General features: G+C 60.0%; 27 protein-coding genes. 11 read left to right on the top strand and 16 right to left on the bottom strand.

All coding sequences use genetic code 11. From position 1 onward, the window contains the following. Positions 1-59 precede the first annotated feature (59 nt). The gene (gene ftrA, locus ACIQWP_RS23645) at positions 60-1,076 is read left to right on the top strand and encodes a transcriptional regulator FtrA (protein WP_402792867.1); all 1,017 of its coding nucleotides are present in this window, start codon (positions 60-62) and stop codon (positions 1,074-1,076) included. On the opposite strand, the gene ACIQWP_RS23650 is transcribed toward ftrA, so the two are convergent. The 4 genes from ACIQWP_RS23650 to ACIQWP_RS23665 all read right to left on the bottom strand — a co-directional run bounded on the left by ACIQWP_RS23650 (position 1,039) and on the right by ACIQWP_RS23665 (position 5,281). Beyond that, entirely contained in the window at positions 1,039-2,667 is a 1,629-nt protein-coding gene (locus tag ACIQWP_RS23650; protein WP_402792868.1) for a CTP synthase, read from the bottom strand. The two genes, ftrA and ACIQWP_RS23650, sit on opposite strands and share 38 nt — an antisense overlap. A gap of 143 nt (positions 2,668-2,810) precedes the next feature. Then, complete coding sequence (secG, locus tag ACIQWP_RS23655) at positions 2,811-3,362, bottom strand: preprotein translocase subunit SecG (protein ID WP_402792869.1); 552 nt, start codon at positions 3,360-3,362, stop codon at positions 2,811-2,813. Between the two features lie 113 nt (positions 3,363-3,475). Beyond that, entirely contained in the window at positions 3,476-4,246 is a 771-nt protein-coding gene (tpiA, locus tag ACIQWP_RS23660) for a triose-phosphate isomerase (RefSeq protein WP_402792871.1), read from the bottom strand. A 138-nt stretch (positions 4,247-4,384) separates the two neighbouring features. Further along, complete coding sequence (locus ACIQWP_RS23665) at positions 4,385-5,281, bottom strand: alpha/beta hydrolase (RefSeq protein WP_402792873.1); 897 nt, start codon at positions 5,279-5,281, stop codon at positions 4,385-4,387. A 207-nt stretch (positions 5,282-5,488) separates the two neighbouring features. On the opposite strand from ACIQWP_RS23665, the gene parE reads away from it, so the two are divergent. From parE to ACIQWP_RS23680, 3 genes are all read left to right on the top strand, one after another. Continuing rightward, on the top strand, positions 5,489-7,546 hold the full coding sequence (gene parE / locus ACIQWP_RS23670) for a DNA topoisomerase IV subunit B (RefSeq protein WP_402792875.1): 2,058 nt from the start codon (positions 5,489-5,491) through the stop codon (positions 7,544-7,546). Between the two features lie 153 nt (positions 7,547-7,699). Then, on the top strand, positions 7,700-8,830 hold the full coding sequence (locus ACIQWP_RS23675) for an esterase-like activity of phytase family protein (RefSeq protein ID WP_402792877.1): 1,131 nt from the start codon (positions 7,700-7,702) through the stop codon (positions 8,828-8,830). Positions 8,831-8,969: 139 nt separating this feature from the next. After that, entirely contained in the window at positions 8,970-10,148 is a 1,179-nt protein-coding gene (locus ACIQWP_RS23680) for an AI-2E family transporter (protein WP_402792879.1), read from the top strand. A gap of 4 nt (positions 10,149-10,152) precedes the next feature. On the opposite strand, the gene ACIQWP_RS23685 is transcribed toward ACIQWP_RS23680, so the two are convergent. The 4 genes from ACIQWP_RS23685 to ACIQWP_RS23700 all read right to left on the bottom strand — a co-directional run bounded on the left by ACIQWP_RS23685 (position 10,153) and on the right by ACIQWP_RS23700 (position 13,109). After that, positions 10,153-10,620 carry a GNAT family N-acetyltransferase gene (locus ACIQWP_RS23685; protein WP_402792881.1) on the bottom strand — a complete coding sequence of 156 codons (468 nt, stop codon included), beginning with the start codon at positions 10,618-10,620 and terminating at the stop codon, positions 10,153-10,155. 34 nt (positions 10,621-10,654) lie between these two features. Then, a complete protein-coding gene (locus ACIQWP_RS23690; RefSeq protein WP_402792959.1) occupies positions 10,655-11,806 on the bottom strand; it encodes a DUF2336 domain-containing protein in 1,152 nt (383 codons plus the stop codon). A gap of 113 nt (positions 11,807-11,919) precedes the next feature. Then, positions 11,920-12,525, bottom strand: a complete 606-nt coding sequence (locus tag ACIQWP_RS23695) for a flavin reductase family protein (RefSeq protein ID WP_402792883.1) — start codon at positions 12,523-12,525, stop codon at positions 11,920-11,922. After that, positions 12,525-13,109, bottom strand: a complete 585-nt coding sequence (locus tag ACIQWP_RS23700; protein WP_402792885.1) for a nitroreductase — start codon at positions 13,107-13,109, stop codon at positions 12,525-12,527. Before ACIQWP_RS23700 ends, ACIQWP_RS23695 begins: the two co-directional genes overlap by 1 nt. A 110-nt stretch (positions 13,110-13,219) precedes the next feature. On the opposite strand from ACIQWP_RS23700, the gene ACIQWP_RS23705 reads away from it, so the two are divergent. Beyond that, the gene (locus tag ACIQWP_RS23705; protein ID WP_402792887.1) at positions 13,220-14,335 is read left to right on the top strand and encodes a hypothetical protein; all 1,116 of its coding nucleotides are present in this window, start codon (positions 13,220-13,222) and stop codon (positions 14,333-14,335) included. 88 nt (positions 14,336-14,423) lie between these two features. Here the strand turns inward: ACIQWP_RS23705 and ACIQWP_RS23710 are convergent, their stop codons facing one another. Further along, positions 14,424-15,002 (bottom strand): TetR/AcrR family transcriptional regulator, encoded by a 579-nt coding sequence (locus ACIQWP_RS23710; RefSeq protein ID WP_402792889.1) that lies wholly within the window; start codon positions 15,000-15,002, stop codon positions 14,424-14,426. A gap of 176 nt (positions 15,003-15,178) precedes the next feature. Here ACIQWP_RS23710 and ACIQWP_RS23715 point away from each other — a divergent pair, with 176 nt between their 5' ends. After that, positions 15,179-15,928, top strand: coding sequence for an SDR family oxidoreductase (locus ACIQWP_RS23715; protein WP_402792961.1), 750 nt, complete (start codon positions 15,179-15,181; stop codon positions 15,926-15,928). 105 nt (positions 15,929-16,033) lie between these two features. Here ACIQWP_RS23715 and ACIQWP_RS23720 read toward each other — a convergent pair whose 3' ends face one another. From ACIQWP_RS23720 to ACIQWP_RS23740, 5 genes are all read right to left on the bottom strand, one after another. After that, entirely contained in the window at positions 16,034-16,873 is an 840-nt protein-coding gene (locus ACIQWP_RS23720) for a lysophospholipid acyltransferase family protein (protein ID WP_402792891.1), read from the bottom strand. Positions 16,874-17,016: 143 nt separating this feature from the next. Continuing rightward, entirely contained in the window at positions 17,017-19,005 is a 1,989-nt protein-coding gene (gene thrS, locus ACIQWP_RS23725) for a threonine--tRNA ligase (protein ID WP_402792893.1), read from the bottom strand. Between the two features lie 116 nt (positions 19,006-19,121). Next, positions 19,122-19,649: a DUF1697 domain-containing protein gene (locus ACIQWP_RS23730; RefSeq protein WP_402792963.1), complete on the bottom strand. Its 528-nt coding sequence runs from the start codon at positions 19,647-19,649 to the stop codon at positions 19,122-19,124. Positions 19,650-19,654: 5 nt separating this feature from the next. Further along, complete coding sequence (yidD, locus tag ACIQWP_RS23735) at positions 19,655-20,077, bottom strand: membrane protein insertion efficiency factor YidD (protein ID WP_402792895.1); 423 nt, start codon at positions 20,075-20,077, stop codon at positions 19,655-19,657. A gap of 14 nt (positions 20,078-20,091) precedes the next feature. Then, positions 20,092-20,556 carry an iron-sulfur cluster assembly scaffold protein gene (locus ACIQWP_RS23740; RefSeq protein WP_402792897.1) on the bottom strand — a complete coding sequence of 155 codons (465 nt, stop codon included), beginning with the start codon at positions 20,554-20,556 and terminating at the stop codon, positions 20,092-20,094. Between the two features lie 290 nt (positions 20,557-20,846). Between ACIQWP_RS23740 and folE the strand changes: the two genes are divergently transcribed. The 3 genes from folE (at position 20,847) to ACIQWP_RS23755 (ending at position 23,003) form a co-directional block, all read left to right on the top strand. Continuing rightward, on the top strand, positions 20,847-21,458 hold the full coding sequence (gene folE, locus ACIQWP_RS23745) for a GTP cyclohydrolase I FolE (RefSeq protein ID WP_402792899.1): 612 nt from the start codon (positions 20,847-20,849) through the stop codon (positions 21,456-21,458). Between the two features lie 25 nt (positions 21,459-21,483). Next, the gene (gene hisI / locus ACIQWP_RS23750; protein ID WP_402792901.1) at positions 21,484-21,933 is read left to right on the top strand and encodes a phosphoribosyl-AMP cyclohydrolase; all 450 of its coding nucleotides are present in this window, start codon (positions 21,484-21,486) and stop codon (positions 21,931-21,933) included. A gap of 107 nt (positions 21,934-22,040) precedes the next feature. Then, positions 22,041-23,003, top strand: a complete 963-nt coding sequence (locus tag ACIQWP_RS23755; RefSeq protein WP_402792903.1) for a patatin-like phospholipase family protein — start codon at positions 22,041-22,043, stop codon at positions 23,001-23,003. 167 nt (positions 23,004-23,170) lie between these two features. On the opposite strand, the gene ACIQWP_RS23760 is transcribed toward ACIQWP_RS23755, so the two are convergent. Then, entirely contained in the window at positions 23,171-23,605 is a 435-nt protein-coding gene (locus ACIQWP_RS23760; protein WP_402792905.1) for a CBS domain-containing protein, read from the bottom strand. Between the two features lie 165 nt (positions 23,606-23,770). Then, positions 23,771-24,541 carry a rhomboid family intramembrane serine protease gene (locus tag ACIQWP_RS23765; protein WP_402792907.1) on the bottom strand — a complete coding sequence of 257 codons (771 nt, stop codon included), beginning with the start codon at positions 24,539-24,541 and terminating at the stop codon, positions 23,771-23,773. 315 nt (positions 24,542-24,856) lie between these two features. On the opposite strand from ACIQWP_RS23765, the gene ACIQWP_RS23770 reads away from it, so the two are divergent. Together ACIQWP_RS23770 and ACIQWP_RS23775 are read left to right on the top strand one after the other, a co-directional pair. Then, a complete protein-coding gene (locus ACIQWP_RS23770; protein ID WP_402792909.1) occupies positions 24,857-25,519 on the top strand; it encodes a PAS domain-containing protein in 663 nt (220 codons plus the stop codon). Positions 25,520-25,602: 83 nt separating this feature from the next. Continuing rightward, entirely contained in the window at positions 25,603-26,232 is a 630-nt protein-coding gene (locus ACIQWP_RS23775; protein WP_402792911.1) for a PilZ domain-containing protein, read from the top strand. Positions 26,233-26,250 lie beyond the last annotated feature (18 nt).

The following is a 26,250-nucleotide window of genomic DNA, read 5'->3' on the forward strand; positions in this document are numbered from 1 at the left end:
TTCATGCCTGAGCGATCTCGTCGTTGAAATTGGCCGAAATGCCATATATCGTCAAAATCATGCCAAATTCAGATAATCCCAATCTTCTCGGCCAACATGTCGTCACCCTCGTCTATGACGGGCTTTGCACCTTCGAATTCGGCGTTGCCTATGAAATCTTCGGCCTGCCGCGTCCGGAGATGGGAGAGGATTGGTACCGCTTTTCCGCCTGTGCGATCGAGGATGGTCCGCTGCGCGCCGCCGGCGGGTTGACGGTGCAGGTCGACCACGGGTTGGAAGTCATCGCCGATGCCGATCTGATCGTCGTGCCCGGCTGGCGTGGGATCGGGACGCCAGTTCCCGCTGCGCTGGTTGCCGAGCTGCAAGCGGCCAGCCGCCGCGGCGTCCGTATCATGTCATTGTGCTCGGGCGTAGCGGTTCTTGCCGCCGCGGGATTGCTCGCGGGCCGCAAAGCCACGACGCACTGGCGCTATGTCGATTCCATCGCCGCCCGCTATCCGGATATATCACTCGATGCCGACGTTCTCTATGTCGATGAAGACAGCGTACTGACCGCCGCTGGCAGTGCCGCCGCCATCGATCTCTGCCTGCATGTCGTGCGACGGGATTTCGGACCCGATATCGCCAACAGCGTTGCCCGTCGCCTGGTGGTGCCGCCGCATCGCGAAGGCGGCCAGGCGCAATATATCGAGAGCCCGGTGCTGAGACAACGCGAGGGTGCCCGCTTGGGTCCCCTGCTTGAATGGATGCGCGAGCGCCTGCAGGAAGAGCAACCCATTGCCGTGCTCGCGGCGCGGGCCGGCATGAGCGTGCGGACCTTCCAGCGCCGTTTCGAGGCAACCACCGGTATGGCGCCGGGCGAATGGCTGTTGAGCGAGCGGTTGCGGCGTGCGCGCGATCTGCTGGAGAAGCAGACCGCCATTTCGCTTGACGACGTGGCGGTAGCCAGCGGATTTAGATCGCTCGCCACCATGCGCCATCATTTTCGGGAGAGACTTGCGGTCAGCCCGAGCGACTACCGCAAGCGATTTGCAGCCCTCAAACCAGCCGGCTCTGTTCCGTTGCCGCTTCGATGAAGCTCGAGAACAACGGATGCGGTTCCAGCGGCCGGGACTTCAGTTCCGGGTGATACTGGACGCCGATGAACCACGGGTGATCGGAATATTCGACCGTTTCCGGCAGAATGCCGTCTGGTGACATGCCGGAGAAGATCAGACCGCAGTCTTCCAGTCTGTCCTTGTAGTCGACATTGACCTCGTAGCGGTGGCGATGGCGCTCCGAAATGTCCGTCGAGCCATAAATCTCCGAAATCTTCGTGCCCTTCTTCAGCGCCGCCTTATAGGCGCCGAGACGCATGGTGCCGCCGAGATCGCCGGAAGCCGTGCGCTTCTGCAGCTCGTTGCCCTTCAGCCATTCGGTCATCAGGCCGACGACAGGCTCCTTGGTCGGTCCGAATTCGGTCGACGAGGCATGTTCGACGCCGGCCAGATTGCGGGCGGCTTCGATGACGGCCATCTGCATGCCGAAGCAGATGCCGAAATACGGCACCTTGCGCTCGCGCGCGAAACGGGCCGCCAGAATCTTGCCTTCAGAACCGCGCTCGCCAAAGCCGCCGGGCACGAGAATGCCATGAACCTTCTCGAGATACGGCGCCGGGTCTTCCTTTTCGAAGACTTCGGACTCGATCCATTCGAGCTTGACCTTGACCCGGTTGGCGATGCCGCCGTGATGCAGCGCTTCGATCAGCGACTTATAGGCATCCTTGAGGCCGGTATACTTGCCGACGATGGCGATCGTGACCTCGCCTTCCGGCGTGCGGATGCGATTGCAGACCTCTTCCCACTGTTCGAGACGCGGCTTCGGAGCCGGCTCGATGCCGAAGGCGGCGAGAACTTCGTTGTCGAGGCCTTCCTTGTGGTAGGCCATCGGCACGTCATAGATGTTCGCAACGTCGAGCGCCTGAATGACGGCCGATTCCCGAACGTTGCAGAACAGCGAAAGCTTGCGTCGTTCGGCTTCGGGGATTTCCCGGTCGGCACGCACGAGCAGGATATCCGGATGAATGCCGAGTGCCTGCAACTCCTTGACGGAGTGCTGTGTGGGCTTGGTCTTCAGCTCGCCGGCGGCTGGAATATAGGGCATCAGCGTCAGATGAACGTAGACCGCAGTGCCGCGCGGCAGATCGTTGCCGAGCTGGCGGATCGCTTCCATGAAGGGCATGGCTTCGATGTCGCCGACCGTGCCACCGATCTCGCAAATGACGAAATCATAGTCGTCATTGCCTTCGGTGACGAAATCCTTGATCTCGTTGGTGACGTGCGGAATGACCTGAACGGTGGCGCCGAGATAGTCGCCGCGGCGTTCCTTGTCGATGATGTTCTTGTAGATGCGACCGGTGGTAATGTTGTCGGTCTTGGTGGCCGAGCGGCCGGTGAAGCGCTCGTAATGGCCGAGATCGAGGTCGGTTTCCGCACCGTCGTCGGTGACGAAGACCTCGCCGTGCTGGGTCGGGCTCATGGTGCCCGGGTCCACGTTCAGATAGGGGTCGAGTTTGCGCAGGCGGACTCGATAACCACGAGCCTGCAACAACGCTCCGAGAGCCGCGGCCGCAATTCCTTTTCCGAGGGAAGAAACCACGCCGCCAGTGATGAATACATATCGCGCCATGGGAGTCACCGGATACCTTTTCACAAATGATTCCGCTAGCCCTAAAATTCGTTTCCGGAATTTTGGCTACAGAACGCGGAATATCGACAAAACAAAACCGGCAGATCCGAGGACCTGCCGGGGATGATCTTCGGCGACCGGAATTACTTACCGGTCGGAACGCCGCCGTTATCGGCTGGCGCAGGAGTGGTCGTCGCCGGCGCGGTCTGCTGACCGGCCGCGGCGGGAGCCTGCTGTGCAGGTGCTGCAGCGGCTGGCTGGTTGGTGGTTGCGGGCGCCGCCTGGTTCGTTGCGGCAGGCGTTGTCGCCTGCGACTGCGGAGCAACGGCACCGCTGTTCGGAACACCACTGTTGTCGGCGGGCTTCGGCTGCGTGGTCGCAGGTGCTGCGCCGTTCTGGCCGCCGAGCGAATCAAGAATGCCGTTGCCCTGGCCGGCCGTGCTCGGAATACGGTTCAGAATGTCGGTCGGGCGAGCCTCGAAGCGCGACAGCACGTTCATGCCGAGCGCCAGCGCAAAGAAGAGCGCGGCCAGGATGGCCGTCGTGCGCGTCAGCGCATTGGCCGTGCCACGTGCAGACATGAAGCCCGATCCGCCGCCGATGCCGAGACCGCCACCTTCGGAGCGCTGAATCAGCACTACGCCGATAAGGGCGACGACAACCATGAGATAGATGACAAGCAGTACGGTTTGCATAGATCCAGTCCTGCCCGGTGCGGGCATCAAAAATAAAAGCTCGCGGCTCTTTACATGAGGCTCTCGCCTATTCCAAGCCCTTTTAAGACTGGAACTCCGGGCAAGTTGTTGCTTCAGGCGAACTGCCGTTCGAATGCGGCATAAATGGCAAGGAAGTCGGTAGCTTTCAAGCTCTGCCCGCCGACAAGTACGCCGTTGACATGCGGAATATCCAGAAGATCGCGCGCATTGGCGCCGCTGACCGATCCGCCGTAAAGGATTCGCATGTTCGCGCCTTCCTTGCCGAAGCGCTCGATAAGCTCGGCACGCATGAAGGCATGAGCCTCCTCGACGTTTTCGCTGGTCGGGACAACGCCGGTGCCGATCGCCCATACCGGCTCATAGGCAATCACGGTCGTCGCCGCCGTCGAGCCATCCGGGACCGAGCCGATCAGCTCCCGCTTCAACACGTCGAGCGTCTGGCCGCTGTTGCGTTCATAGGCGGTTTCGCCGATGCAGATGATGGCGATCAGCCCCGCATCATGCGCAGCCTGCGCCTTGGCGCGCACCAGCATATCGCTTTCCGCGTGATTCCGGCGGCGCTCGGAATGACCGACGATGACATGGGTGCCGAAGCAGTCGGCGATCATCTCGGCCGAAATATCGCCGGTATGCGCGCCGCTGACCTGTTGGTGGCAATCCTGGGCGCCGATGGCAAGGGGGCTGTCGTCGCAAAGCGCTGTTGCGACATAGAGCAAGGTGGCCGGGGGGCAGAGCAGCGTATCGATTTTCTCCGACAACGGCGCCTTGACGCCATCCGCGATCGCCTTGATCTGGTCGAGGCTTGCGCGCGTGCCGTTCATCTTCCAGTTTCCGGCCAGAAGTGGCCGTATGGTCTTCGTCATTCCGATTTCTCCCCCTATTTCATCCATCGGACTAACAAAAAGGAGGAGCAAAGGAAAGTTATCGAATGCCGCTGAAACCCGTTCAAATCGTTTGAAAAAACGCTTATCCGGAAAATAAGCGAAATTGCGCAAAATGTTTCAGGAGGCCTGTGGATCGACGATCCAGTTGAGGACCTTGCGCCAATCGGTCATACGTACCGGCGTTCCATGATTTCCGGTTTCGAAAAGCGTGAAACGCGTCGGATAATGCGCCTTGTAAAGTTTCTCGAACATGGCCTGCTGATCCGTGGCGGCGTAGACCGGGTCCTTGCTGCCATGGGTGAACCAGAGTGGCAGCTTTGCCTTGTAGAAGGCGCTCTTCGTGAAATCGGGATCGGTGACGCCGCTCAGGATCGCCATGCCCGTCAGGCGCTTGACGCTTTCGGCATCGCGGGTGATTCCCCAGCAAATGAAGCTGCCCATCGAAGCGCAGGTCAGGATGACGGGCTTGCCGCCCGACTGCTCGTAGGAATAGCGGATCAGTGCCGCTATATCGGCGACGCCATTGCTATCGAAACCCTTTACGCTCGGCGCATAGTAGGTGCCGCCGTTGCGGTAGGCGAGGTTCTTCAGCCGGTTGAAATTGCCGCCGAACGTATAGTCGTTGGAGCCGAGCCTGCGATCGCCGCCTCGGCCATGAATGAAGATGACGGTAAAGGCCTGCTTGGAGGCGGGGCCGATGCGGGTGACATCCACCTTGCGGTCGCCGAGCTGGAGAGTTTCGTCTTCCTGCGCCTTCCAGCGCACGCCGGTATCGACATAGGCCGGCTTGACGCGCTTCTCCGGAATCTGGTCGCGGCCGTTAATGTCACGCATTTCCTGATAATCGATCGTCTGGAAAGCGCCGTTGTCGTGGCTCTCGATGACCGCCTGGTTGGAAAACAGCTCGTCCTTGAAGGGCTTCAGCATCTCGGCCGCCGCCCCTTGGGTGGCCGCCAGAAGCAAAATGCCCGAGATTGCGGACAGGATGGGCAAATGAGCTGTGGACATTCGCATGCGGACACTTCCTCTGATCGGCTATCGGGCTTGCCATTCGTCACCCGGCAACGCAAATCATCTTTGATAAATCCGCCCCGTCGTGGGGCGCCATCGCTCTTGTGCGCCGTTTCTGGCAGAATCACGATGATTCGCGAATACCGGCGACAAATGCGATAATAAAGGGGTCTGGCCCCACCAGAGCAAATCTGAGCAGCTTGAAATTCTATGGATAACAGCAACGATCTCTTCTCCGGACTACCCCGTTCCCCGAAGCCGGAGGCGGCGGAAAAGCCTGACGTGAAGGTTGAAAAACCTGCACCGGCACAGCGCGCGGCGCCGGCGACATCTTCCGCCGAGGAATATGGCGCAAGCTCTATCCGCGTTCTGGAAGGCCTCGAGCCGGTTCGCATGCGTCCCGGCATGTATATCGGCGGTACGGACGAGAAGGCGTTACACCACCTTTTCGCCGAGGTCATCGACAATGCCATGGACGAAGCCGTGGCCGGCCACGCCAATTTCATCGAGGTCTATCTCGATCGGCAGGGCTACCTGACCGTCACGGATAACGGGCGCGGCATTCCTGTGGAAAACCATCCGCAGGTGCCCGGCAAATCGACGCTCGAAGTCATCATGACCAAGCTGCATGCCGGCGGCAAATTCGACGGCAAGGCTTACGAGACGTCGGGCGGTCTGCACGGCGTCGGCGTTTCCGTCGTCAATGCGCTGTCGGATGATCTGGAGGTCGAGGTTGCCCGCAACCGCAAGCTCTATCGTCAGCGATTTTCGCGCGGCTTGCCGGTCGGTGGACTTGAAGAGCTGGGCGATGTGCATAACCGGCGCGGCACGCGCGTCCGCTTCCATCCCGACCCGCAGATCTTCGGTGACCATGCCCGCTTCGAGCCGGCGCGCGTTTTCCGCATGGCCCGTTCCAAGGCCTATCTGTTCGGTGGCGTCGAGATCCGCTGGAGCTGCGATCCGGAACTGGCGCCCGAAGGTGCCGATGTTCCCGAAAAGGCAGTTTTCCATTTCCCCGGCGGTTTGAAGGACTACCTCAAGGCGACGATGGGTAACGAGTTCACCGTTACCCGCGAAATCTTTGCTGGCAAGTCTGAGAAGGAAAGCGGCCACGGCTCGCTCGAATGGGCGATCACCTGGTATGGCGGCGATCCGCAGATCCACTCCTACTGCAATACGATCCCGACGCCGGAGGGCGGCACGCACGAGGCCGGTTTCCGTATCGCGCTCACCAAGGGCCTGAAGAACTACGCCGACCTCACCCAGAACAAGCGCGCGGCCAATATCAGCACGGACGACGTGATGATATCGGGCGTCGGCATGCTGTCGATCTTCATCCGCGAGCCGGAATTCGTCGGTCAGACGAAGGACAGGCTGGCGACGGTCGAAGCCCAGCGCCTCGTTGAAAACGCCCTGCGCGATCCCTTCGATCACTATCTTACCGACAATCCGGCTGAGGCCGAAAAGCTGCTGGAGTGGGTGATCGAGCGCTCGGAAGAGCGCATGCGCCGCCGCAAGGAAAAGGAAGTCAACCGCAAGACCGCCGTTCGCAAGCTGCGCCTCCCCGGCAAGCTGGCGGATTGCTCGCAAAGCTCTGCGGCCGGCGCGGAACTTTTCCTCGTCGAGGGCGATTCGGCAGGTGGCTCGGCCAAGCAGGCGCGAAACCGCACCAATCAGGCGATCCTGCCGTTGCGCGGCAAGATCCTTAACGTCGCGAGCGCCGGCCGCGAGAAGCTTTCCGCCAACCAGCAGATTACCGACCTCGTACAGGCCCTCGGCTGCGGCACGCGATCGAAATATCGCGAGGAGGACCTCCGCTATCAGCGAATCGTCGTGATGACCGATGCTGACGTCGACGGCGCCCACATCGCCTCGCTGCTCATCACCTTCTTCTATCAGGAGATGCCCGAACTGGTCCGTGGTGGCCACCTGTTCCTGGCCGTTCCACCGCTCTACAAGATCACGCAGGGGTCGAAATCCATTTATGCCCGCGATGATGCTCATAGGCTCGAGCTGATGGCGACGGAATTCAAGGGCAAAGCCAAGGTCGAGATCAGCCGTTTCAAAGGTCTGGGCGAAATGCTGCCGGCCCAGCTCAAGGAAACGACGATGGACCCCTCCAAGCGTACCCTGCTGCGCGTCGAGATCGACGAGGTTGATTTCGAGGGAACCCGCGATGCCGTCGACAATCTGATGGGCACCAAGGCCGAAGCCCGATTCCGTTTCATTCAGGAACGGGCTGCTTTCGCGGAGGATCTGGATATCTGACGACAAACCAACCGCCGATTGTCGCAGTCGACAAGACTCGCGATATTTTACCGGATTGTCGGATATCCGTTACGAAGGCGTCATGGATGAATGTGTAGATGGTGGCATTGCCCTTAATGCCACCATTTCACCGTTCGGATTGACGATTTCGCCATGTTGAAGCCATTTCTGACGACTGCTGCCGTTCTTTTCTTTGGCCATGCCGCCTATGCGCTGGATATCGGGACGACGATTGACGTGCCCTGCCCCTTCGGCGACTGCAAGGCCGGCATCAGCCTTTCCTATCTCGGCAATTACGATATCCCCACGGGCTTCACGGAAAACGGCGTGGAAGTCGGCGGCCTCTCGGGCATCGATTTCGACCCGTCGACCGGCCGCTATATCGCCATCAGCGATGACCGCTCCGAAAAGGCGCCGGCCCGATTCTATGATCTCGACATCGATGTCGATGCCAGCGGCCTGAAGGGTGTCACGGTTGTCGATCATGTCACGCTGAAGGACAAGGATGGCCAGCCTTTCGCGGTCAAGAAGGTCGACGGCGAGTCCATCCGTCTGGGCAAGGACGGCATCTACTGGACCAGCGAGGGCGATGGCAAGGCGGTGCTGCCGCCCTTCGTGCGCGTCGCCAATCGCGACGGCAGCTTCCTTCGCGAATTCTCATTGCCCGACGACTTTGCTCCCACCACGGACAAGAGCGCAGGCATCCGCGACAATCTTGCATTCGAAGGCATTACGTTCCTCAGCGGCGGTGACGTTCTGGTCGGCACGGAATCGGCTCTCTATCAGGATGGACCGATCACGACGCTGACAAACGGCGCGCTTGCACGCCTCATCCGCTATGATGCGACGAACGGCGTGCAAAAGGCGCAATATGTCTATCCGATTTCGCCCATTCCGCAGGCGCCGCCCATGGCAAGCGGCTGGAATGACTTCGGCCTGTCCGAGATCATGGCGCTCGATGACCGCCATCTCCTGTCGATCGAACGCGGCTTTGCGCAAGGCATAGGCAATTCGGTCGTCATCAGCATGTTCGATCTCGATGGCGCCACCGACGTCGCCAATATCCCGTCGCTCGCAAAGACCGATCAGCGGATCGTGCCGGTGCGCAAGACGCAGATCATGGATCTGCGCGCGCTCGGCCTTGCGCCTGATAACATCGAAGGCATTTCCTTCGGCAAGGCAAAGGATGGCACGGATCTGTTGATCCTGGTTGCCGACAACAATTTCAACCCGATGCAGAAGACGCAGTTTTTTGCGTTCAAGGTGATCCGCCGCCCCTTCTGAAAGCTTGTTCTTATTTGTACCGCAGTCGTGCTATTGTCACGGCAGCGGAATAAAGAGCCTTTCAGGGCGTTGCTCTTGAAAGAGCCTAGATCATACCCCATAACCGGGAGGTCTAGTAAAGAGGGGCGAAGTAAGTCCGGTGGGTGTATTTGAACGTCATAAGCCGAAGGAGCATCGGTGGCTTGGGCCGAGCGCGCATGCGCGCATGCCGCTCATTCCATCTATTTCCGCGGCGCGTTGGCTGCTGATCCTGATTGCCATTGCCGGCATCTATTTCTTCTACGGTTTTCTCGTTCCGGTTCTGGCTGCTGCGGTGATCGGTTTCGCCACCTGGCCGCTTTATAGCGAGCTTGTGCGCCGCACTGGCGGAAATACGACACTCGCGGCCACGATTGCCCTTGTATTCATCGTCACCTTCCTCGTCCTGCCGATCGTTCTGTCGGCCATCTACATGGCCGGCGAAGTGCGCGAGTGGTTCGGCTGGGCCGTACACGTCAACCGTGACGGTGCGCCGCCGCCGCAATGGATTCTGGCTTTGCCCCTGGTCGGCTCGTGGCTTGGCGATCAGTGGACACAATATATCGGCAGCCCTGGTTCGCTCGGTGAACTGGCGCAACTCGTAAGCGGTGCACATATCGGCAACATCTACAGAGCCGTCCTTGCGGCCGGCGGCAGCGCGTTCCATGTCGTGTTGACGCTGCTGTTCATGCTGATCGCGCTGTTCTTCATCTATCGCGACGGAGCAACGTTCGTTCGTCAGGTCGACATGCTCGGCGAGCGTATCCTTCCGAACCGCTGGGAACGCATTTCCCGGGTCGTGCCGGCGACGATCAGCTCGACCGTCATGGGCATGACGCTGATCGCCATCGGCGAAGGTATCGTCCTCGGTGTCGCCTATTGGATTGCTGGCGCTCCCTCCGCGATCACGCTCGGCGTTCTCACGGGCGTCATGGCTCTGGTACCGGGCGGCGCGCCGCTTTCGATGTCGCTCGTCTCGATCTATCTCGTCGCCAGCGGCTCGCTTTGGGCCGGCATCGCCCTCTTCCTGTGGGGTACGATCGAACTTTTCATCGTCGACAAGACGCTTCGCCCGAAACTTGTCGGCGGCCCGATCAAGCTGCCCTTCCTGCCAACCTTCTTCGGCCTGGTCGGCGGCGTGAAGACCATGGGCTTCCTTGGCCTCTTCATCGGCCCGGTCCTGATGGCGATCATCGTTGCCATCTGGCGCGAATGGATTCGGGAGGCGGAACTAACGGAAGAGCAGCAAACGCAGGAACCGGAACTGCAGCTGCACGTCCGCGACGCTGCCGAGCGCTGATCCCTTAGCTGGCCTGTGTCAGCCGTTTTTCCATGAACAGGCTGAGCGGGTCCGGCTGGTAGCTGCCGAAGGCAGGGATTTCGACATAGCCGAATTTCCGGTAGAGGCCGATGGCTTCCGGCTGATAGATGCCGGTTTCCAACCGGATGGCTGAAAGGCTTCTGTCGAGCGCCGTCGCTTCCAGCGTCTCCATCAATCTGCGGGCGACGCTGCGGCCTCTTGCCGCCGGATCAACGAACATTCGCTTGATCTCCGCGGTGCCATCACCGGCCGCCACCAGCGCGCAGCATCCGACGATCGCGCCCTCTGCCCTGGCAACCCAGAAAGTCACTCCCGTCTTCTCCAGCGAAGACAGATCAAGGATGTGGTTGCTCTCAGGCGGGTAGAGCGATTCCGCATAGGCGCTCGACATGTCGAGAAGGCGGATGACGCCTTCCTGACGCGGGGATTCAATAGCGATCGTCAACGACAAGATGTACCTCGGAAAATAGAACGCCTGCTCGATATCACGCAGCGGCGAGCGTCGCCAGTGCCGCAAAGCTGCGCGCGGCCTGCCGCCGTTCGGCATTGGCAAGCTTCTCCACCATATCGAGGAGTTGTGTCGCGGCAGCGGGTGGCTCCGCAAGGCGGAACTTGCGCATCAGACGCGAAGAAACGTTTTCCAGCATGGCGGCACCATTCTGGCGGGAGGCATCACGCCAGATCACCGTCGCCTCGACGAAGATCGTGCTGATATCCCGGGAGAGGCCAGCGCTTTCGTAGAGTGCCCGGATGGCATAGACGCGGCCCCTGGAGATGATCGAGCGCACCCGCCGTTCATCGCAGCCGGAAAGGTTGGTAATCGCGCAGGCGAAGAAATCGACTTTGCCGGAGCATAGCGCATGCATCAGGAAAGCCGACGTCAGCCAACCGCTTTGCCTCAGGTGCTCGACCAGATCGGGCAATTGTTCATGCTGCGCCGTTCCCGCGATCGTGACGGTCGCACATTCGGTCGCCTCACGCGTGACCTGTTGCAGCCTTGTATTGCCGATGACGGTCTGGACGAGCGCCGATTCCGAAAGTGCGTCACTGACCTGACGCATCAGCATGTGCCTGATATCCGAAGACAGCATGTCTCGGGAAAGAAGCAGTCCGCGTATGTCGGCGCAATCGCCCAGGCGCTCCGCAATGCGCCTCAGCGAAGCCTGCGAAAGCAAGGCGCCGTCGTTCTCGAGCAGGCACAGGATTTCGGTCTCTCCGCCGATCTCCGCAAGTGCTGCGCAGGCTCCACGCGGCACTTGTCCGCGCGAGGCGATCAGAACACGCGCCACGTCGCTGCCGTGCAAGGCGAGATCAACAAGATCGGCGTCGGTAAACACGGGCGAAAACAGGATGATCTGCCCGGCGATTTCGGGTTGATCTTCGGCAAGGGACAGAATGACGTTGCGCGGTGCGCTGGCCGAATGGGCAACAGCTTCGGCAAGCGCCAGCCGCACGCGTGGAGACGGATCGTCGAGCAGATAGGTCATCGCCAGCTCGGCAGCGTCGCGCTCTTCCTTCGGCATCTCCGATTGCAGATAGGCCCTGCCGAGTGCGTTGGCTGCCCTCGCCCTGCTTTCTGCCTTGGCGGTTTCAGCCCAGCGAAGGAATGCTTCTATGATCACGTAACGCCCCGATATCGACAGGGCGATTCTTGCCCCGCAAATTCATATGCTTCACGCTATCGGGGAAAGGTTTACGGGACGTTTACCTTAGCTATTAACCTTTCGCATATCTGCATGGCTGGCGCCCGTCATGGCGCCTTTGGCCTGATCATCTCGAAAACATCGCTGCCCTCGCTATAATCCATGTAGCCCATGCGTGCGACGGGGCGCGCAAGCGCCATATCCAGCTTTCCGTCGTGAATGATCGCCTCATCGATATGGATGCCGACGACCTGGCCGATCACCATGATATTTTCGGACGCCTCGCCATCGAGACCCTTGGGCTGCAGAATTTCAGTCACCTTGCATTCGAGGACGGCAAAAGCCTCGCCGACGTAGGGCGCGTCGACCAACTCACCAGGTTTTGCCGTCAGTCCGGCGAGCGCGAATTCGTTGACCCCATAGGGGACGGCAATCGAAGAATGGTTCATCTTTTCAACGATGTTGCGGCTGACGAGGTTGGCGGTGAAGACGCCTGTTTCCTCGACATTACGCACACTGTCCTTGCGCCCGGCCGAGGAGAACATCACCAGCTTCGGCCGATCGCTGACTGCATTGAAGAAGGAATAGGGGGACAGGTTCAGCGACCCGTCCCTGCCCTTGCTTCCGATCCAGCCGATCGGCCGTGGCGCGACGATGGCCTTGAAGGGATCGTGCGCCAGGCCGTGACGATTGGTATCCGTCGTATAGAACATCACGCGTCCCCGCCGACCCAGGTCACCGTTTCCGACAGCTCCGGACGCGGGCGTTCGACGGGCGGGAAGCTTGTCGAGCCCATATGGACGAAGCCGGCAACCTTTTCGCCCGGCTGGACGCCGAGCAGAGGATAGGCGCGTTCATCATAGGCGAACCACTCGGTCAGCCAGTTGGAAACCCAGCCATGGGCATTGGCGGCCATCAGCAGGTTCAGGCAAACCGCGCCGGCCGACATCAGCTGCTCCCATTCCGGAATCTTGAAATGCGGCGCCGCCTTGCTGACCACGGCAACGACGACCGGTGCGCGGGTGAAGCGGGTACGCTCGACCTGGATCATTTCCTCCGAAAGGTCAGGCTTGGCTTGCAGCGCGAGCTTCAGCAGCTCTTCACCGATACGCGCGCGCTCTTCGCCGCGATAAACGATGAAGCGCCAGGGCGCGAGCTTGCCATGATCCGGTACGCGCGAGGCCAACCGGAGAATCTCCTCGATCTCAGCCTTGCCCGGCCCCGGTTCCGACATTTGGAACGCGGGAATCGATCGGCGCACCGCGAGATAGTCGACCAGCTTGATATCGGTTTTCATTGAGGAACTGCCTTCATTTTGGCTTGTGGTAGGATGTAGGTCTTGAATTTGCCACTGCATTGGTTTTGAAGTGGCGTGTGTTTTATCGGAAGTCAATCGGTTGGGTATCCATGTCAGGCATTTCATCCGCTCGCCGATTGAGCGCGGTTTTCGCGATGCTTGTAAGCATGACTACCGCTGTCTCGGCGCAGGATGCCTTCAAGGAATTCAAACAGCTGGACGGCAGCGTCAAGATGCCGAAGCTCAACGCCTTCGTGGCGCCGAATGGTGAGAATTCGGCGGCCCGGACATTGCGCGACGTTTCCCTCGAAGCCAAGCTGACGCCTCAGAGCGGCCCGCAGCAGCAGGGCCTGGCCTGGTATGTCTTCAGTCCGATAGCAGGCGCCGACGGCAAGCTGCCGCTGGTTGCCAGTTCGCGCGGAGGCTCGGCCTCCTTCCACCTTCTGCCAGGCGATTACTTCGTCAACGTCTCCTTCGGCCGTGCTGGCGTCACCAAGCGGCTGAGCGTGCCGGAAAGCGGCGCTACCCAGAAGCAGACTATGGTTCTCGATGCCGGCGGCATGGTTTTGAACGCGGTGTCCGGGCCTGATGTCCGCATCCCGCCGAATGAGCTGAGCTTCTCGATCTATTCGAGCGAAGCCAAGGAGGACGGCGAACGCGGTCTCGTCATGGATGATGTCAAGCCGAATACGCTGGTCGGCCTCAGCGCCGGCACCTATCACGTCGTTTCCGAATACGGCGAGGTCAATGCCGTCATCCGCGCCGATATCCAGGTGGAGGCAGGCAAGGTAACAGAGGCGACCATCCAGCACAGGGCGGCCAAGATCACGTTCAAGCTGGTATCGGATGCCGGCGGCGAGGCGATCGCCGATACTGCCTGGTCGATCCTGACATCCGCGGGCGATATCGTCGGAGAAAGCGTCAGCGCCTTTCCGACCATGGTGCTTGCCGAAGGCCGCTATACCGCCGTTGCCCGCAACAAGGACAAGATCTATCAGCGCGACTTCACCGTCGCCGCCGGCACGAATACTGACGTGGAAGTGCTGATGAAGGAACAGCAACCGCAGGATGCCGATACCGAACAGCCCGCCCGCCAGCTTCCGATCCAGATGCCGCCCATGCGCCAGAGCCAGACACCGTCGGCGACGACCAATCAACAGCCGCTGCCGACCTATGAACAGTTGGCGCCTGCTGCCGGTGGCGATGACGGCGATAGCATGGATTGACCGTCGCCGGGTGGTTTAGGACCTCGACCCACATCATAGTCGAGTGCCAACGAGGCTGCGCGGTCCGGTGGAGCAATGACAAGAAGGCCTATCTGATTTCGGCGATACCGCGCTGTTGCGCGACGAGGTAAGAGCGAAACATGATTGTGAGCTGCCTTTCAGCCTCGGTTCCATCGGCAGGGCTCAAAACCTTATGGCAGAAGGCTGGAACCGTTCCGTAAAGCGCTGCGGTCAGAGTTTGGGCGATCAAATTCGTATCGACGAAGCGGCCGTCACTGGCACCGGACAAGGCTGTCTCGATTGCCCTTGTACTTCGCCGGACTGTCGAGTCGATCAACTCCCGGGCGTCGAGTTCCGAGGCGATGCGGTAGAGCGCGGGAGAGATTTCTGCTTGCGCCATCTTCGCCTGAAGATAGGCCTTCACCACGGCCGCGGCGAGCGTCTCCACCGTGGCGCCCAGGTTCCCGTCACACGTTTTCTCAATGGTGTCGGCCAGCATCGCGAGGTGCTGGTCCATCACCGCGAAGAGTAAAGCCTGCTTGTTCGGGAAATACTGATACAGCGTCCCGACCGAAACGCCTGCACGGCGCGCGATGCGGGTGGTGTTCAGACGGAGCAGACCATCGCTCGATAAAACCTGAATGGTTGCCTCGAAAATGGCGTCCACGGTTGCGATGGACCGGCCTTGACGCGGGGATTTCCGGGGGGTTAGCGGCGGTCGGAGGTCGTTTCCCATAAGCGAATCCAAAACCTGAATGATGCTTCATATATAACTTCTGGCCCCGCCGCTTCAACAATAGTGCGGTTCACGACAGGGCGTTCAGAAACGAATTGGAGACGAATATGGGTAAGTTGGACGGCAAGGTCGCTATCATCACCGGCGGCAGCGATGGAATGGGCCTTGCGACAGCCAAGCTGTTCACACGCGAAGGCGCAAGGGTTGTCATCACCGGCCGTGATCAGGCAACGCTCGATGCTGCGGCACAAAGCATCGGAAACGGCACCGAAGCGATCCGCAGCGATATCTCGAAAATGACGGACATCGACGCGCTTCGCGAATTTGTCGAGCGAAAGCACGGCCGCATCGATATCATCTTTGCTAATGCGGGTGCTGCGCGACCGAACATGTTTGAATACATGTCCGAGGAAGAATTTGATTTCACGATCGCATGCACGTTCAAGGGAACCTACTTTACGGTGCAGAAGCTCCTGCCGCTCATGGCTTCCGGCGGTTCGATAATCTTGAACACCTCCACACTGAGTGCAAAAGGCCTTCCATATGTCAGCGTCTATTCGGCGGGGAAAGCGGCCATTCGCTCGCTGGCGCGCTCGCTCACCGCCGAACTCATTGACAAGGGCATACGGGTGAACGCCATGGCGCCTGGCTACATCGCGACAGATCAAGCGCGCAAATCGGGAGTGAGCGAGGAGATGATCGAGCAGACGAAGACCCAGGTGCACGCGCAAATTCCGATGCACCGCAGCGGAACCGTCGACGAGATCGCAAAAGCCGTTCTGTTTCTCGCCTCTGATGACTCGTCCTACCTGACGGGCAGCGAACTCTGCGTCGACGGCGGCTGGAATCAGGTCTGACCGCACTTTCCGGCGCTCGTCGTGAGCGCCGGTTTACATGCCGTTATCGCAAAACCGCTGCACGGGGCGTCACCGATTGGTGATGCCGACCAGACGCCTTCCGGCTTACCCAGCCCTTCGCCGCAGCATCTTTCTCGGCGGCGCCATGGAAAAGACCGCGCCATAGAGCTTCGTCAGCAGATCCTTGCGGTCGCTGCCCTCGCTGAGGGCCTCCCAGCTTCTGAGAGCGCCGATATGTGCGGTGATGGTGCTGCCGGAGAGACGCCGAAATTCACGGATCAGCAGCGAAATGCGCAAGGTCATCGATATGCGGCTCGCCAGATGGAACAGCCGGCCGTTCTGCCCTTCGAAATAGATGGGAATGACACTCGCGCGCGCGGCCTGGATGAGCTTGGCTGGGAATATTTTCCAGGGCAGATCCTCCGCCCGGCCAAAACCTTTCTTCGCGGTCGCGACGCCGCCGGCGGGGAAGACGATGATGGTCGTGCCTTCCTTGAGCAGTCGAACGGCCTCATGCCGGGTCTTCATGTTGATCGCCATCGCTTCCTTGGTTTCCTCGAAGGAAACCGGCAGCGAATAGTCGAGCATCTCAGGCACTTTCAACAATTCGTTGTTGATGAGGACCTTGAAGGGACGTCCCAGTTGCTCGGCAAGCGCCAGCACCGCGATCCCATCGCCGATGCCGTAGGGATGATTGGCGACGATGACGATCGGCGCTTCGGGGATCTGGCTCGGCGGCCACTCGCCCTTGGTGAGCAGGCGCACGTCGATGAGATCGAGCATCTTGCCGAAAACCCGCTCGCTCTTGCCGACGATATCGGTGCGCCAGATATCGTAGAGCCGCGCGTAGCGGTCTCGACCGGAAAGGCCTTCGATGGAGCGAATGAGCCAGCGCTTGATCCGCGTATCCCGCTCATTGGCGTAGGATAATTCTTTGAATTCCAAGTGCGCGACGGGGCTGCCCCGCTCCTATGGTTTAGTTGCGTCACATGTTGCAGCCACAGCAACGCGTTGATTCATCAACTATATGAAAGCTGTATGTCAGTTCTCTGACGGCACCCTGAAGGTGCCGTCAGATAGAGTTGCCGTCAAGCGGCCTTGGCGCGCCGTGCTTCGCGCTTGCGCAGAACGTCCGGCGGCGTTGCTTCGAGGGCAAGCGATGCGATCGCCTCATCGAGCGACATGGCCGTCTGTGATTGGCTGCCGAGGCGGCGGATATTGACCGAACGCTCTTCCGCTTCCTTCTTGCCGCAGACGATAATCACCGGAACCTTCGTTACCGAATGCTCGCGGATCTTGTAGTTGATCTTCTCGTTGCGGAAGTCAGTCTCGACATCGAGACCGGCATCGCGCAGCGCTTCCGCAACCTCTTCGCCATAGGAATCGGCTTCGGAAGTGATCGTCGCCACGACGACCTGCAGCGGCGAGACCCAGAGCGGCATGTGGCCGGCGAAGTTCTCGATCAGGATACCGAGGAAACGCTCCATCGAGCCGCAGATGGCGCGATGGATCATGACCGGCTGCGTCTTTTCCGAGTGCTGGTCGATGTAGAAGGCACCGAAGCGTTCCGGCAGGTTGAAGTCGACCTGCGTCGTGCCGCACTGCCATTCACGGCCGATGGCATCCTTCAGCGTATATTCGAACTTCGGTCCGTAGAACGCGCCCTCGCCCGGCAGGATGCCGGTCTTGATGCGGCCTTCGGACTGCGCCTCGATGGTCTTCAGCACGTCCATCATCACGCTTTCGGCGCGATCCCAAAGCGCGTCGGAACCGACGCGCTTGTCCGGGCGGGTTGAGAGCTTGACGACGATCTCCTTGAAGCCGAAGTCTTCATAGACCGACAGGATGAGATCGTTGATCTTCAGGCACTCGGCGGCCATCTGCTCGTCGGTGCAGAAGATATGAGCGTCGTCCTGCGTGAAGCCGCGCACGCGCATCAGACCATGCAGCGCGCCCGAAGGCTCGTAGCGATGCACGGCGCCAAATTCCGCAAGTCGGATCGGCAGTTCGCGGTAAGACTTCAAGCCATGCTTGAAGATCTGGATATGGCCCGGGCAGTTCATGGGCTTCAGCGCAAAGACGCGATCGTCATCCGTGTCGTCGCCGGCGACGGTGACCTTGAACATGTTGTCCCGATACCAGCCCCAGTGACCGGACGTCTCCCAGAGCGACTTGTCGAGCACCTGCGGTGCATTGACCTCCTGATAGTCGCCCTGCAGTCGCCGGCGCATATAGGACACCAGCGTCTGGAACATCCGCCAGCCCTTGCCGTGCCAGAAGACGACGCCTGGGCCTTCTTCCTGGAAATGGAACAGGTCCATTTCGCGGCCGAGACGGCGATGGTCGCGCTTTTCGGCTTCTGCAAGGATATGCAGGTAGTTGTCCAGATCCGCCTGTTCGGCGAAAGCCGTGCCGTAGATGCGGGTCAGCATCGGATTGTTGCTGTCGCCACGCCAGTACGCGCCGGCAACCTTCATGAGCTTGAAGGCATTGCCGATCTGGCCGGTCGAGGCCATGTGCGGACCGCGGCAGAGGTCGAACCAGTCACCCTGATGGTAGATCTTCAGATCCTGACCTTCCGGGATCGCATCGACCAGCTCGACCTTATAGCGCTCGCCCTTGGCGGCGAAGACTTCCCTGGCCTTCTCGCGCGACCAGACTTCCTTGGTGAACGGCTTGTTGCGCTGAATGATCTCGCGCATCCGCTTCTCGATCACAGGCAGGTCGTCGGGCGTGAACGGCTCGTTCTTGGCAAAGTCGTAATAGAAGCCGTTTTCGATGACCGGGCCGATCGTCACCTGCGTTCCCGGCCAAAGCTCCTGTACGGCTTCGGCGAGAACGTGCGCGGTGTCGTGACGGATCAACTCCAGCGCCCGGTCGTCGGAACGGGTAATGATCTCGATCTTGCCGTCGCTTACCGGATCGGAAAGATCGCGCACGGTGCCGTCAATGGCAATGGCGACGGCCTTCTTGGCCAGCGACTTGGAAATGGATTCAGCGACATCGCGACCGGTCGTGCCGGCAGCGAAACTGCGCACGGAATCATCGGGAAATGTCAGGGAAACGGTTTGGGACATCAATATTCTCCTTATCCAGTCCCGCCAACGAATGCGGGTGGTTTCGATAGATATGGACCAAGTTGGTCCGTGCGCCTGATAGCCGGATTTCATAAGCCAGTAAAGAAAAAGCGGCGTTAGCGGCCGACCATCTCGGCCAAACGGCGCACCGTGTTCCAATTCCGCATCGTTCCGACGCCAAGCCGCCTTGTCGTCAAGGCCGGCAGCATTTTCGTCTCGCTGGCCTTGAGGCCGAAATCGATCCAGAGATCGCCGTCGACAACGGCCATGCGTTCAGCCTGGCGGTACTTCGCAAGCGTATCCAGGACTTCGGGACCAAGAGGCTGCCGCATCACCCGAACGATGACTTCACTGCCGATCCCGTCGATGAAGGGATTGCCCTCCGCAAGCCGCAACCATGTCTCGGCATCGCGGGCGATGATATCGACATGCTTGCCGAAAGCCGCGGCAAAGCCAGCTTCGAGCTGTGTCTCGATCGATGCGATCGGCTGGGCCTTCGCTTCGAAAACGAGATTGCCGGTTGCGACCAGTGTGCGCGGATTGCGAAAGCCTAAACTCTCCGCCATCGCCTTGAGATCGCCCATGACCACCCTGCGGCCTGGGCCGAGCCCGATGCTGTAGAGCAGCGCCACATAGAGAGCCATGCGGGTCAGGCCGTCTTCTGCCCAAGGCGGAAATAGCGCCAGGGCGTCCACCAATGATAGCGGCGCTCCAATTCGCCGGGCACAGGATCGAGCCCGCTCGTCCCTCCCGGGCCGCAGCGTGCGACGCGAAACAGCGTCATCCAGCCGCCGGCCCAAAGCCCGTGGCGGGCAACAGCCTCATAGCCATATTCCGAGCACGTCGGGATATGGCGGCAGGAATTGCCGATGAAGCCTGAAAGCGTCAGTTGATAGAGGCGAATGAGACCCATGCCGAAAAGCCGGTCCGGCGTCTTGCGGAAAGGGCCGGAATAGTTGCGCGACTTTACGGCCCTGTCTCCTGGCGGTGATATATGGTGTCGCGCTTGCTTTGGAGGAGCCGCGCCACCCTCGTCTTCATCGTCGTCCTGCATCAGACAGAATTGGCACATGGTCCACAGCCCGTTCAGACAGTTGCTGCCATTTTGGCGTTCGAGCCCTGGCGCGCTGCCTCGATCTGCCCGATCGCATCCACCACGGCATCGAATGTCAGCATGGTCGAGGCATGGCGGGCTTTGTAGTCCTTGACGGGCTTCAGGTAGCGCATGTCCTCGAAGCGGCCATCCGGCCCCTCGCCGTCAGCCTTGAGCATATCGAGCATGTCTTCGCGGGCTTTGCGCAGTTCATCCGCCGAAGCGCCGACCACGTGGAGCGCCATGATCGAGGACGATGCCTGGCCGAGCGCGCAGGCCTTGACGTCTTGGGCAAAATCGGTCACGACATCGCCGTCCATTTTCAGCCAGATTTTTACGCGAGAACCGCATAGTCTGGAATGGGCCTGGGCACTGGCATCGGCGTCGGGAAGACTGCCGATACGGCCGATATTACCGGCAAACTCCAGAATTTTGCTGTTGTAGATGTCGTCCATCACAGATTTTGCTCCGATGCACCCGTTCAGTGTTTCGTAACAAAAAACACAGCGTGTCCGTTTAGGACACTTTCACAGGGACAATGCCATACTATATGTATGTCGTTCGAAGACCATCGAAATGCAATGGTCTTCTGTAAGTTTGATGGGAAACCGTGCAGGACGGCAGGCTTGTCCGCCAGCCAGAACGCCCCGGAGCCCGCCAAAGGTACACACTCTCCGTACCTCGGGGAATGCCAGTGGCGAGTCCGACAAGATGATATCCGCATAGCGGATCAGGAGAACCACAGGTAATGGACGCCATTGTAAAGAATTTTCCGCAAGCCGTTGAATCCGAACGTCCTTCACAGAAGGAGGCCGAGGACGCCGTTCGCGTTCTGCTTCGCTGGGCAGGCGACGATCCGCAGCGCGAAGGCCTGCTTGATACGCCTGCGCGCGTCGCAAAGGCCTATCGTGAGCTTTTCAGCGGCTACGACTTGAACCCCGAGGATGTACTCGGACGCACCTTCGAAGAAGTGTCTGGCTACGATGACGTCGTCCTCGTGCGCGATATTCCGTTTTTCTCGCACTGCGAACACCACATGGTGCCGATCATCGGCAAGGCGCATGTCGCCTATCTGCCGAATGGCCGCGTTCTCGGTCTTTCCAAGGTCGCCCGCGTCGTCGATATCTTCGGTCGCCGCCTGCAGACGCAAGAAGCCATGACGGCGCAGATTGCCAACGCAATCGACAAGACCCTGCGCCCGCGCGGTGTTGCCGTCATGATAGACGCAGAGCATATGTGCATGTCCATGCGCGGCGTGCAGAAGCAAGGCTCCTCGACGCTGACGATGACTTTCACGGGTGCCTTCAAGGCCGATCCGGCCGAGCAGGCCCGTTTCATGTCTTTGGTCCGGGGCCGCTGACCGGGCTTCAACGAAAGAGCCGGAGATGAACCTGATTTTCAATGCGCCGTCCGAAGACAAATCAGAGCTCGAGGATGCCGGGGATTTTACGCCCCGCTTCGACGATCGCGGCCTGATCACCGCGATCGTGACCGACGCGCATGATGGCGAGCTGCTGATGGTCGCGCATATGAACGCCGAGGCGCTCGCCCTGACGATCAAGACCGGCACGGCACATTATTTCAGCCGTTCTCGCGGAAAAATCTGGAAGAAGGGCGAGACCTCCGGAAACCTGCAGTCGGTGAAGGAAATCCGCACGGATTGTGATCAGGATGCAATCTGGCTGAAAGTCCAGGTCGCCGGACACGACGCGACATGTCATACTGGCCGCCGTTCTTGCTTCTATCGTACGGTCGAGCTTGAAGATGGCAAGCCGGTGCTGAGCGTGGTCGACGATCACCTGCATTTCAATCCGGAAGACGTCTACAAACACTAGAACTATCGGTGATGGTGTTTCAACAAGCCACAACCAGTATACGATTTGGAAACGAAAAAGGGACAGTATTTTAGCCGAGGCACACGGAGCCTCGGAGGAGGCGTTAAATGCTGAATTGGGGATTGAATCGTCACATCGGCGCACAGAGCTCGACCGGTTCAAGCCTTTCGCAGGATACGTCCACTCCGCTTCTGCCTCCTGCCCCACCCAAAAAAGTGAAGATTGCCCTGGCGCTCGGCGGCGGTGCCGCACGCGGCTGGGCGCATATCGGCGTCTTGCGCGCGCTCGACGAAGCTGGCATCGCTGTCGGCATGATTGCCGGCACGTCGATCGGCGCCCTGGTTGGTGGTTGCTATCTTGCCGGCAAGCTCGACGAACTCGAGGCCTTTGCCCGTTCGCTGACCATGCGCCGCATCGCCAGTCTTCTCGATCTCACCATCGGCGGCAGCGGGCTGTTCGGCGGTATGCGGCTCACCAAGCGCATGCAGGAACATCTGGAAGGATTTTCGATCGAAGACCTCGACCGTCCCTTCGTTGCTGTCGCGTCGGAACTGAATACGGGACACGAAGTCTGGATTGCCAACGGCTCCCTCATCACAGCGCTACGGGCGTCCTATGCCCTGCCCGGCATTTTCGAGCCGGTGCGCTCCAACGGCCGGACCCTCGTCGATGGCGCGCTGGTCAATCCCGTGCCGGTTTCTGTCTGCCGCACATACGAGCAGCCGTTGGTGGTTGCGGTAAACCTGCACTACGATCTCTATGGCCGCTCCGCTGTGATCAAACACAATGTCGGTCCGCCGAATGGCGATCTGCTGCGGCGAGAAGAAGCGCCGGCCGCCATGAAGCTCGGCATGACCGGCGTCATGGTTCAGGCTTTCAACATCATACAGGATAGAATTGCCCGCGCCCGCCTTGCCGGCGACCCGCCAGATTTGGCGCTTCATCCGCGCCTGAGCGATATCGGCCTTTCGGAATTTCATCGTGCCGGTGAAGCGATAGAGCGCGGCTATGAGGAAGCATCGGCGAGATTGACCGAAATCCGGCGCATGCAGGAAGCTTACGCGCGTTAAGGCGTGAATCCGAAAACTGGCAGGTCAGTTTGAGCCTCTCCGCCGAGAACGGGAGAGGCTCCGTCGATGTCCTGAAATCCAGGCCTTCGCCTCGAACTTAGAGCATTCGTCGCTGCAATCGACCCGATGGGTCGATTGCTTCGGCCGCGCCGAACCGCTCCTAGCCTTCACCCGGCGATATAGGCCTTGATCTGCTCGGCCTCGAGTTCGATCTCGCGGATGCGCCATTTGACGACATCGCCGATGGAGATGATGCCGGAAAGCTTACCCTTCTCCTCGACGGGAACGTGACGGAAGCGGCGCATCGTCATTAGCTCCATCAATTCGTCGGTCGTCGTATCCTCCTTGCAGCGATGCACCTTGGCCGTCATCAGCGACGCGATCGGCTTTTCAAGGCATTCTTGGCCATGCTTGGCAACCGCATTCACGACATCCCGCTCGGTGAAGATGCCGGAAATCTTGCCGCCCGGTCCGACGACCACGATGGCGCCGATCCGATTCTCGTTGAGAATCTTCGCGGCCTCGCCAACGGTCGTGTTGCCGCCCGTCGTGATGACGTCGCGGCCCTTGGCTTCAAGTATGGCCTTTACGGAAACTGACATTCGATCCTCCCATCTCGAAAGCATGATGAACACTTGAAGCGTCCGATATGTTCCGAAACTACCCCCGGAGCTCAAACCGGCGCCTTGTCCGTCGGTTGGTCGATCTCCTCATCCCGCGACCGACGGATAGCAATGGTGCGCCCGTGTCAGCGAGAAAGCAACAGCTCATTCATCCAGTGGTAAAGCTTCCTGGGCCTCCACAGGCGGCTGCCGGTCGAAGGGCGCAAAAAGCAGGAATCCGAACAGGAAACCGCCGATATGGGCATCCCACGCCACCGGTTGCGAGCTGTCGCCGGCAAGGTTGATGCCAAAAGCAACGAGCGCGTTGCCGGCAACCCACATGACGATGTAGGCGACGACGGTGCGGCTTCGAAGCGATCCCAAAATGCTGAGGCGCGGGTTGAGATGCGCCTCCCGCATGGCGATCCTGCGACCGTCCATGGCCGGGAAGGCAAAGCGGCATGCCGCGCCCATCAGCGCCGAGACCACCCCGGACGCGCCGATCAGCAGCGTCTGATCTCCCCAATAGAGCGCCGCGTGCATGAAGGCGGAGGCGGCTGACGAGAAAATCCAGAAAATCACATAGCGCAGGGCGCCGATGCGTCGCGCCACGGGCGCAGCAAAGACCATCAGCCAAAGGCCGTTGAAGACGATATGCTCGATCCCGCCGTGCAGCAGCGAGTAAGTGACAGGCGTCCAAAGCCATTCCAATCCCTGCTGCGACAAGGGAAAGGCATAACGGGCCGGAATGAAGCTGAAAGTGAAATAGATCCAGTTCAGCGTATCGTCCGACCACGACGGCAGGTTCATGACCGCGAAAACGACGATCAGAACGGCAAGGCTCGCCAGAATGGCGGGAGGCAGGTTAAAGGCCGGGACGCGCTGCTGCGGCTGCGGATTTTCCGGCTCTGGGCGCGGCAGTTGTTCATCATCCATGTGTTGCTCGGCTTATCGATCGGAGTCATCGACACATAGCGCAGCGAAATTCAAAAAAAAAGCCGCCCGTCGTATCGGGCGGCATGCCGGGCGCTCCTCTCCGGACTTGACCTCGATGGCCGGCCCGGCACCCGGAAATTCGTGCTGAAGGTCACTTCGTGAAGTGATGAACGAATACTTACATCCGCCACTCCGCAGGGCAACCGAAACCCTTCATTAACCCTAACGTCCCGGTTCTGGCATGGAATTCGCTATGTAGGAGCCGAAGGCAATGAATGCCTCCACACTTGAAATGAAATGGGACACGGACGCACTATGCGCCAGAAGACGAGCATAGATATATTTACCTATTGGGAGCACATACGCGGCAACGCGGATGCGCCCCTGCGCAATTTGATACAGCCATCGGCCATCGGTAGCATTCTTCCCGAGTTGTTCATCCTGGAAAACACACCGGACGACAATCCGCGCTTCCGGCTGGCCGGCACGGCGATCTGCAACCTCATGGGGCGCGAGATCCGCGGCGAGAATTTCGGGGCGCTTTGGGCCGGTAGCCAGCAGGACGATCCGGCTCGCATCGCCGCCGGCGTGATGACGCATGTGGTTCCGGCATCGATCCATGCGACGGGCTATTGCATCAGCGGCCGCAGCTTGACCTTCGAGATGATATTGCTGCCGGTTCGCACCTCCAGCGCCGCTTGCGACAGGCTGCTCGGCTGCCTGACGCCTGCCGTTCACACGACATGGCTCGGCAATGAACGTCTGGAATTTCTGGCGCTGGACCGCAGCCGCCTGCTACGTGAGCGCCCTACCCGGCTCGTGGAGACGCCGCCTCATCCCGATCCGACGGATCTTCTGCCGCTTCCGGGAAGCATTAGCCTTGGCGAATGGATGCGTCGAAAGTTGATTCAAGCAAGAAATGGGCGAGACAGGGCCGGAATTGATCCAGCTCGAAACAAGATCAGCGATCATCTCTGAGCTATGCCTCAGGGAAGACAACCTTACTTTAAGGAGTTGCGGCTAATAGTTGGAGTAGACGCAATAGGGTTCGAGACGTTTCCATGCACTCATTCCAGCCGGCCCATGCGACGCGGCCCAATCAAACGGCAGGCAACGCCGCTCGCACCGATCAGCGGACCTTTCAGCGGGTTCCGATCAACATGCAGGGCCGCCTAATGCTGGCCAGTTACGAAGAATTCGAGTGCCTCGTGACCGAGATGTCCCCCGGTGACCTTTATGTCACCTGCTTGGGACGTCCCCGCGCCGGCGAACGTGTCATCGCCTATATCGATCACCTTGGCCGCGTCGAGGGCAATGTCGTTGCCGTCGACGGCCGCGGCTTCACAATGTCGATCAACGCGACGGAGCGAAAGCGCGAAAAGCTTGCCGCGCAATTGACCTGGCTTGCCAACAAGCATGAGCTCGGCCTGCCGGAAGATCGCCGCCATGATCGTCTGACGCCGCGCAATACCCGCTGCGAGCTCACTCTCGAGGATGGCACGCAATATGTCTGCCGTATCATGGACTTGTCGCTGTCGGGCGCGGCGGTCGACATCGATGCGCGCCCAACGCTCGGAACGCCGGTGCGCCTTGGCAATATGCGCGGCCGTGTCGTGCGCCATTTCATGGAAGGCGTGGCAATCGAATTCCTTTCGCTGCAGTCGCGCGAGACCTTGCGCGAATTTCTCTGATCCTGTCATCCTCCTGTC

The organism is Rhizobium sp. NPDC090279, assembly GCF_044769665.1.
GTDB lineage: Bacteria > Pseudomonadota > Alphaproteobacteria > Rhizobiales > Rhizobiaceae > Rhizobium.

Excerpts from the sequence above, each read along its gene's own strand:
- ACIQWP_RS23650 (WP_402792868.1), bottom strand. The coding sequence starts at position 2,667 with ATGGCGCGATATGTATTCATCACTGGCGGCGTGGTTTCTTCCCTCGGA.
- thrS (WP_402792893.1), bottom strand. The coding sequence starts at position 19,005 with ATGTCCCAAACCGTTTCCCTGACATTTCCCGATGATTCCGTGCGCAGT.
- ACIQWP_RS23730 (WP_402792963.1), bottom strand. The coding sequence starts at position 19,649 with ATGGCTCTCTATGTGGCGCTGCTCTACAGCATCGGGCTCGGCCCAGGC.
- ACIQWP_RS23695 (WP_402792883.1), bottom strand. The coding sequence starts at position 12,525 with ATGTTCTATACGACGGATACCAATCGTCACGGCCTGGCGCACGATCCC.
- yidD (WP_402792895.1), bottom strand. The coding sequence starts at position 20,077 with ATGTGCCAATTCTGTCTGATGCAGGACGACGATGAAGACGAGGGTGGC.
- parE (WP_402792875.1), top strand. The coding sequence starts at position 5,489 with ATGGATAACAGCAACGATCTCTTCTCCGGACTACCCCGTTCCCCGAAG.
- ACIQWP_RS23705 (WP_402792887.1), top strand. The coding sequence starts at position 13,220 with ATGTCAGGCATTTCATCCGCTCGCCGATTGAGCGCGGTTTTCGCGATG.
- folE (WP_402792899.1), top strand. The coding sequence starts at position 20,847 with ATGGACGCCATTGTAAAGAATTTTCCGCAAGCCGTTGAATCCGAACGT.
- ACIQWP_RS23760 (WP_402792905.1), bottom strand. The coding sequence starts at position 23,605 with ATGTCAGTTTCCGTAAAGGCCATACTTGAAGCCAAGGGCCGCGACGTC.
- ACIQWP_RS23665 (WP_402792873.1), bottom strand. The coding sequence starts at position 5,281 with ATGCGAATGTCCACAGCTCATTTGCCCATCCTGTCCGCAATCTCGGGC.
- ACIQWP_RS23765 (WP_402792907.1), bottom strand. The coding sequence starts at position 24,541 with ATGGATGATGAACAACTGCCGCGCCCAGAGCCGGAAAATCCGCAGCCG.
- ACIQWP_RS23700 (WP_402792885.1), bottom strand. The coding sequence starts at position 13,109 with ATGAAAACCGATATCAAGCTGGTCGACTATCTCGCGGTGCGCCGATCG.
- hisI (WP_402792901.1), top strand. The coding sequence starts at position 21,484 with ATGAACCTGATTTTCAATGCGCCGTCCGAAGACAAATCAGAGCTCGAG.
- ACIQWP_RS23715 (WP_402792961.1), top strand. The coding sequence starts at position 15,179 with ATGGGTAAGTTGGACGGCAAGGTCGCTATCATCACCGGCGGCAGCGAT.
- ACIQWP_RS23675 (WP_402792877.1), top strand. The coding sequence starts at position 7,700 with ATGTTGAAGCCATTTCTGACGACTGCTGCCGTTCTTTTCTTTGGCCAT.
- secG (WP_402792869.1), bottom strand. The coding sequence starts at position 3,362 with ATGCAAACCGTACTGCTTGTCATCTATCTCATGGTTGTCGTCGCCCTT.
- ftrA (WP_402792867.1), top strand. The coding sequence starts at position 60 with ATGCCAAATTCAGATAATCCCAATCTTCTCGGCCAACATGTCGTCACC.
- tpiA (WP_402792871.1), bottom strand. The coding sequence starts at position 4,246 with ATGACGAAGACCATACGGCCACTTCTGGCCGGAAACTGGAAGATGAAC.
- ACIQWP_RS23755 (WP_402792903.1), top strand. The coding sequence starts at position 22,041 with ATGCTGAATTGGGGATTGAATCGTCACATCGGCGCACAGAGCTCGACC.
- ACIQWP_RS23775 (WP_402792911.1), top strand. The coding sequence starts at position 25,603 with ATGCACTCATTCCAGCCGGCCCATGCGACGCGGCCCAATCAAACGGCA.
- ACIQWP_RS23770 (WP_402792909.1), top strand. The coding sequence starts at position 24,857 with ATGCGCCAGAAGACGAGCATAGATATATTTACCTATTGGGAGCACATA.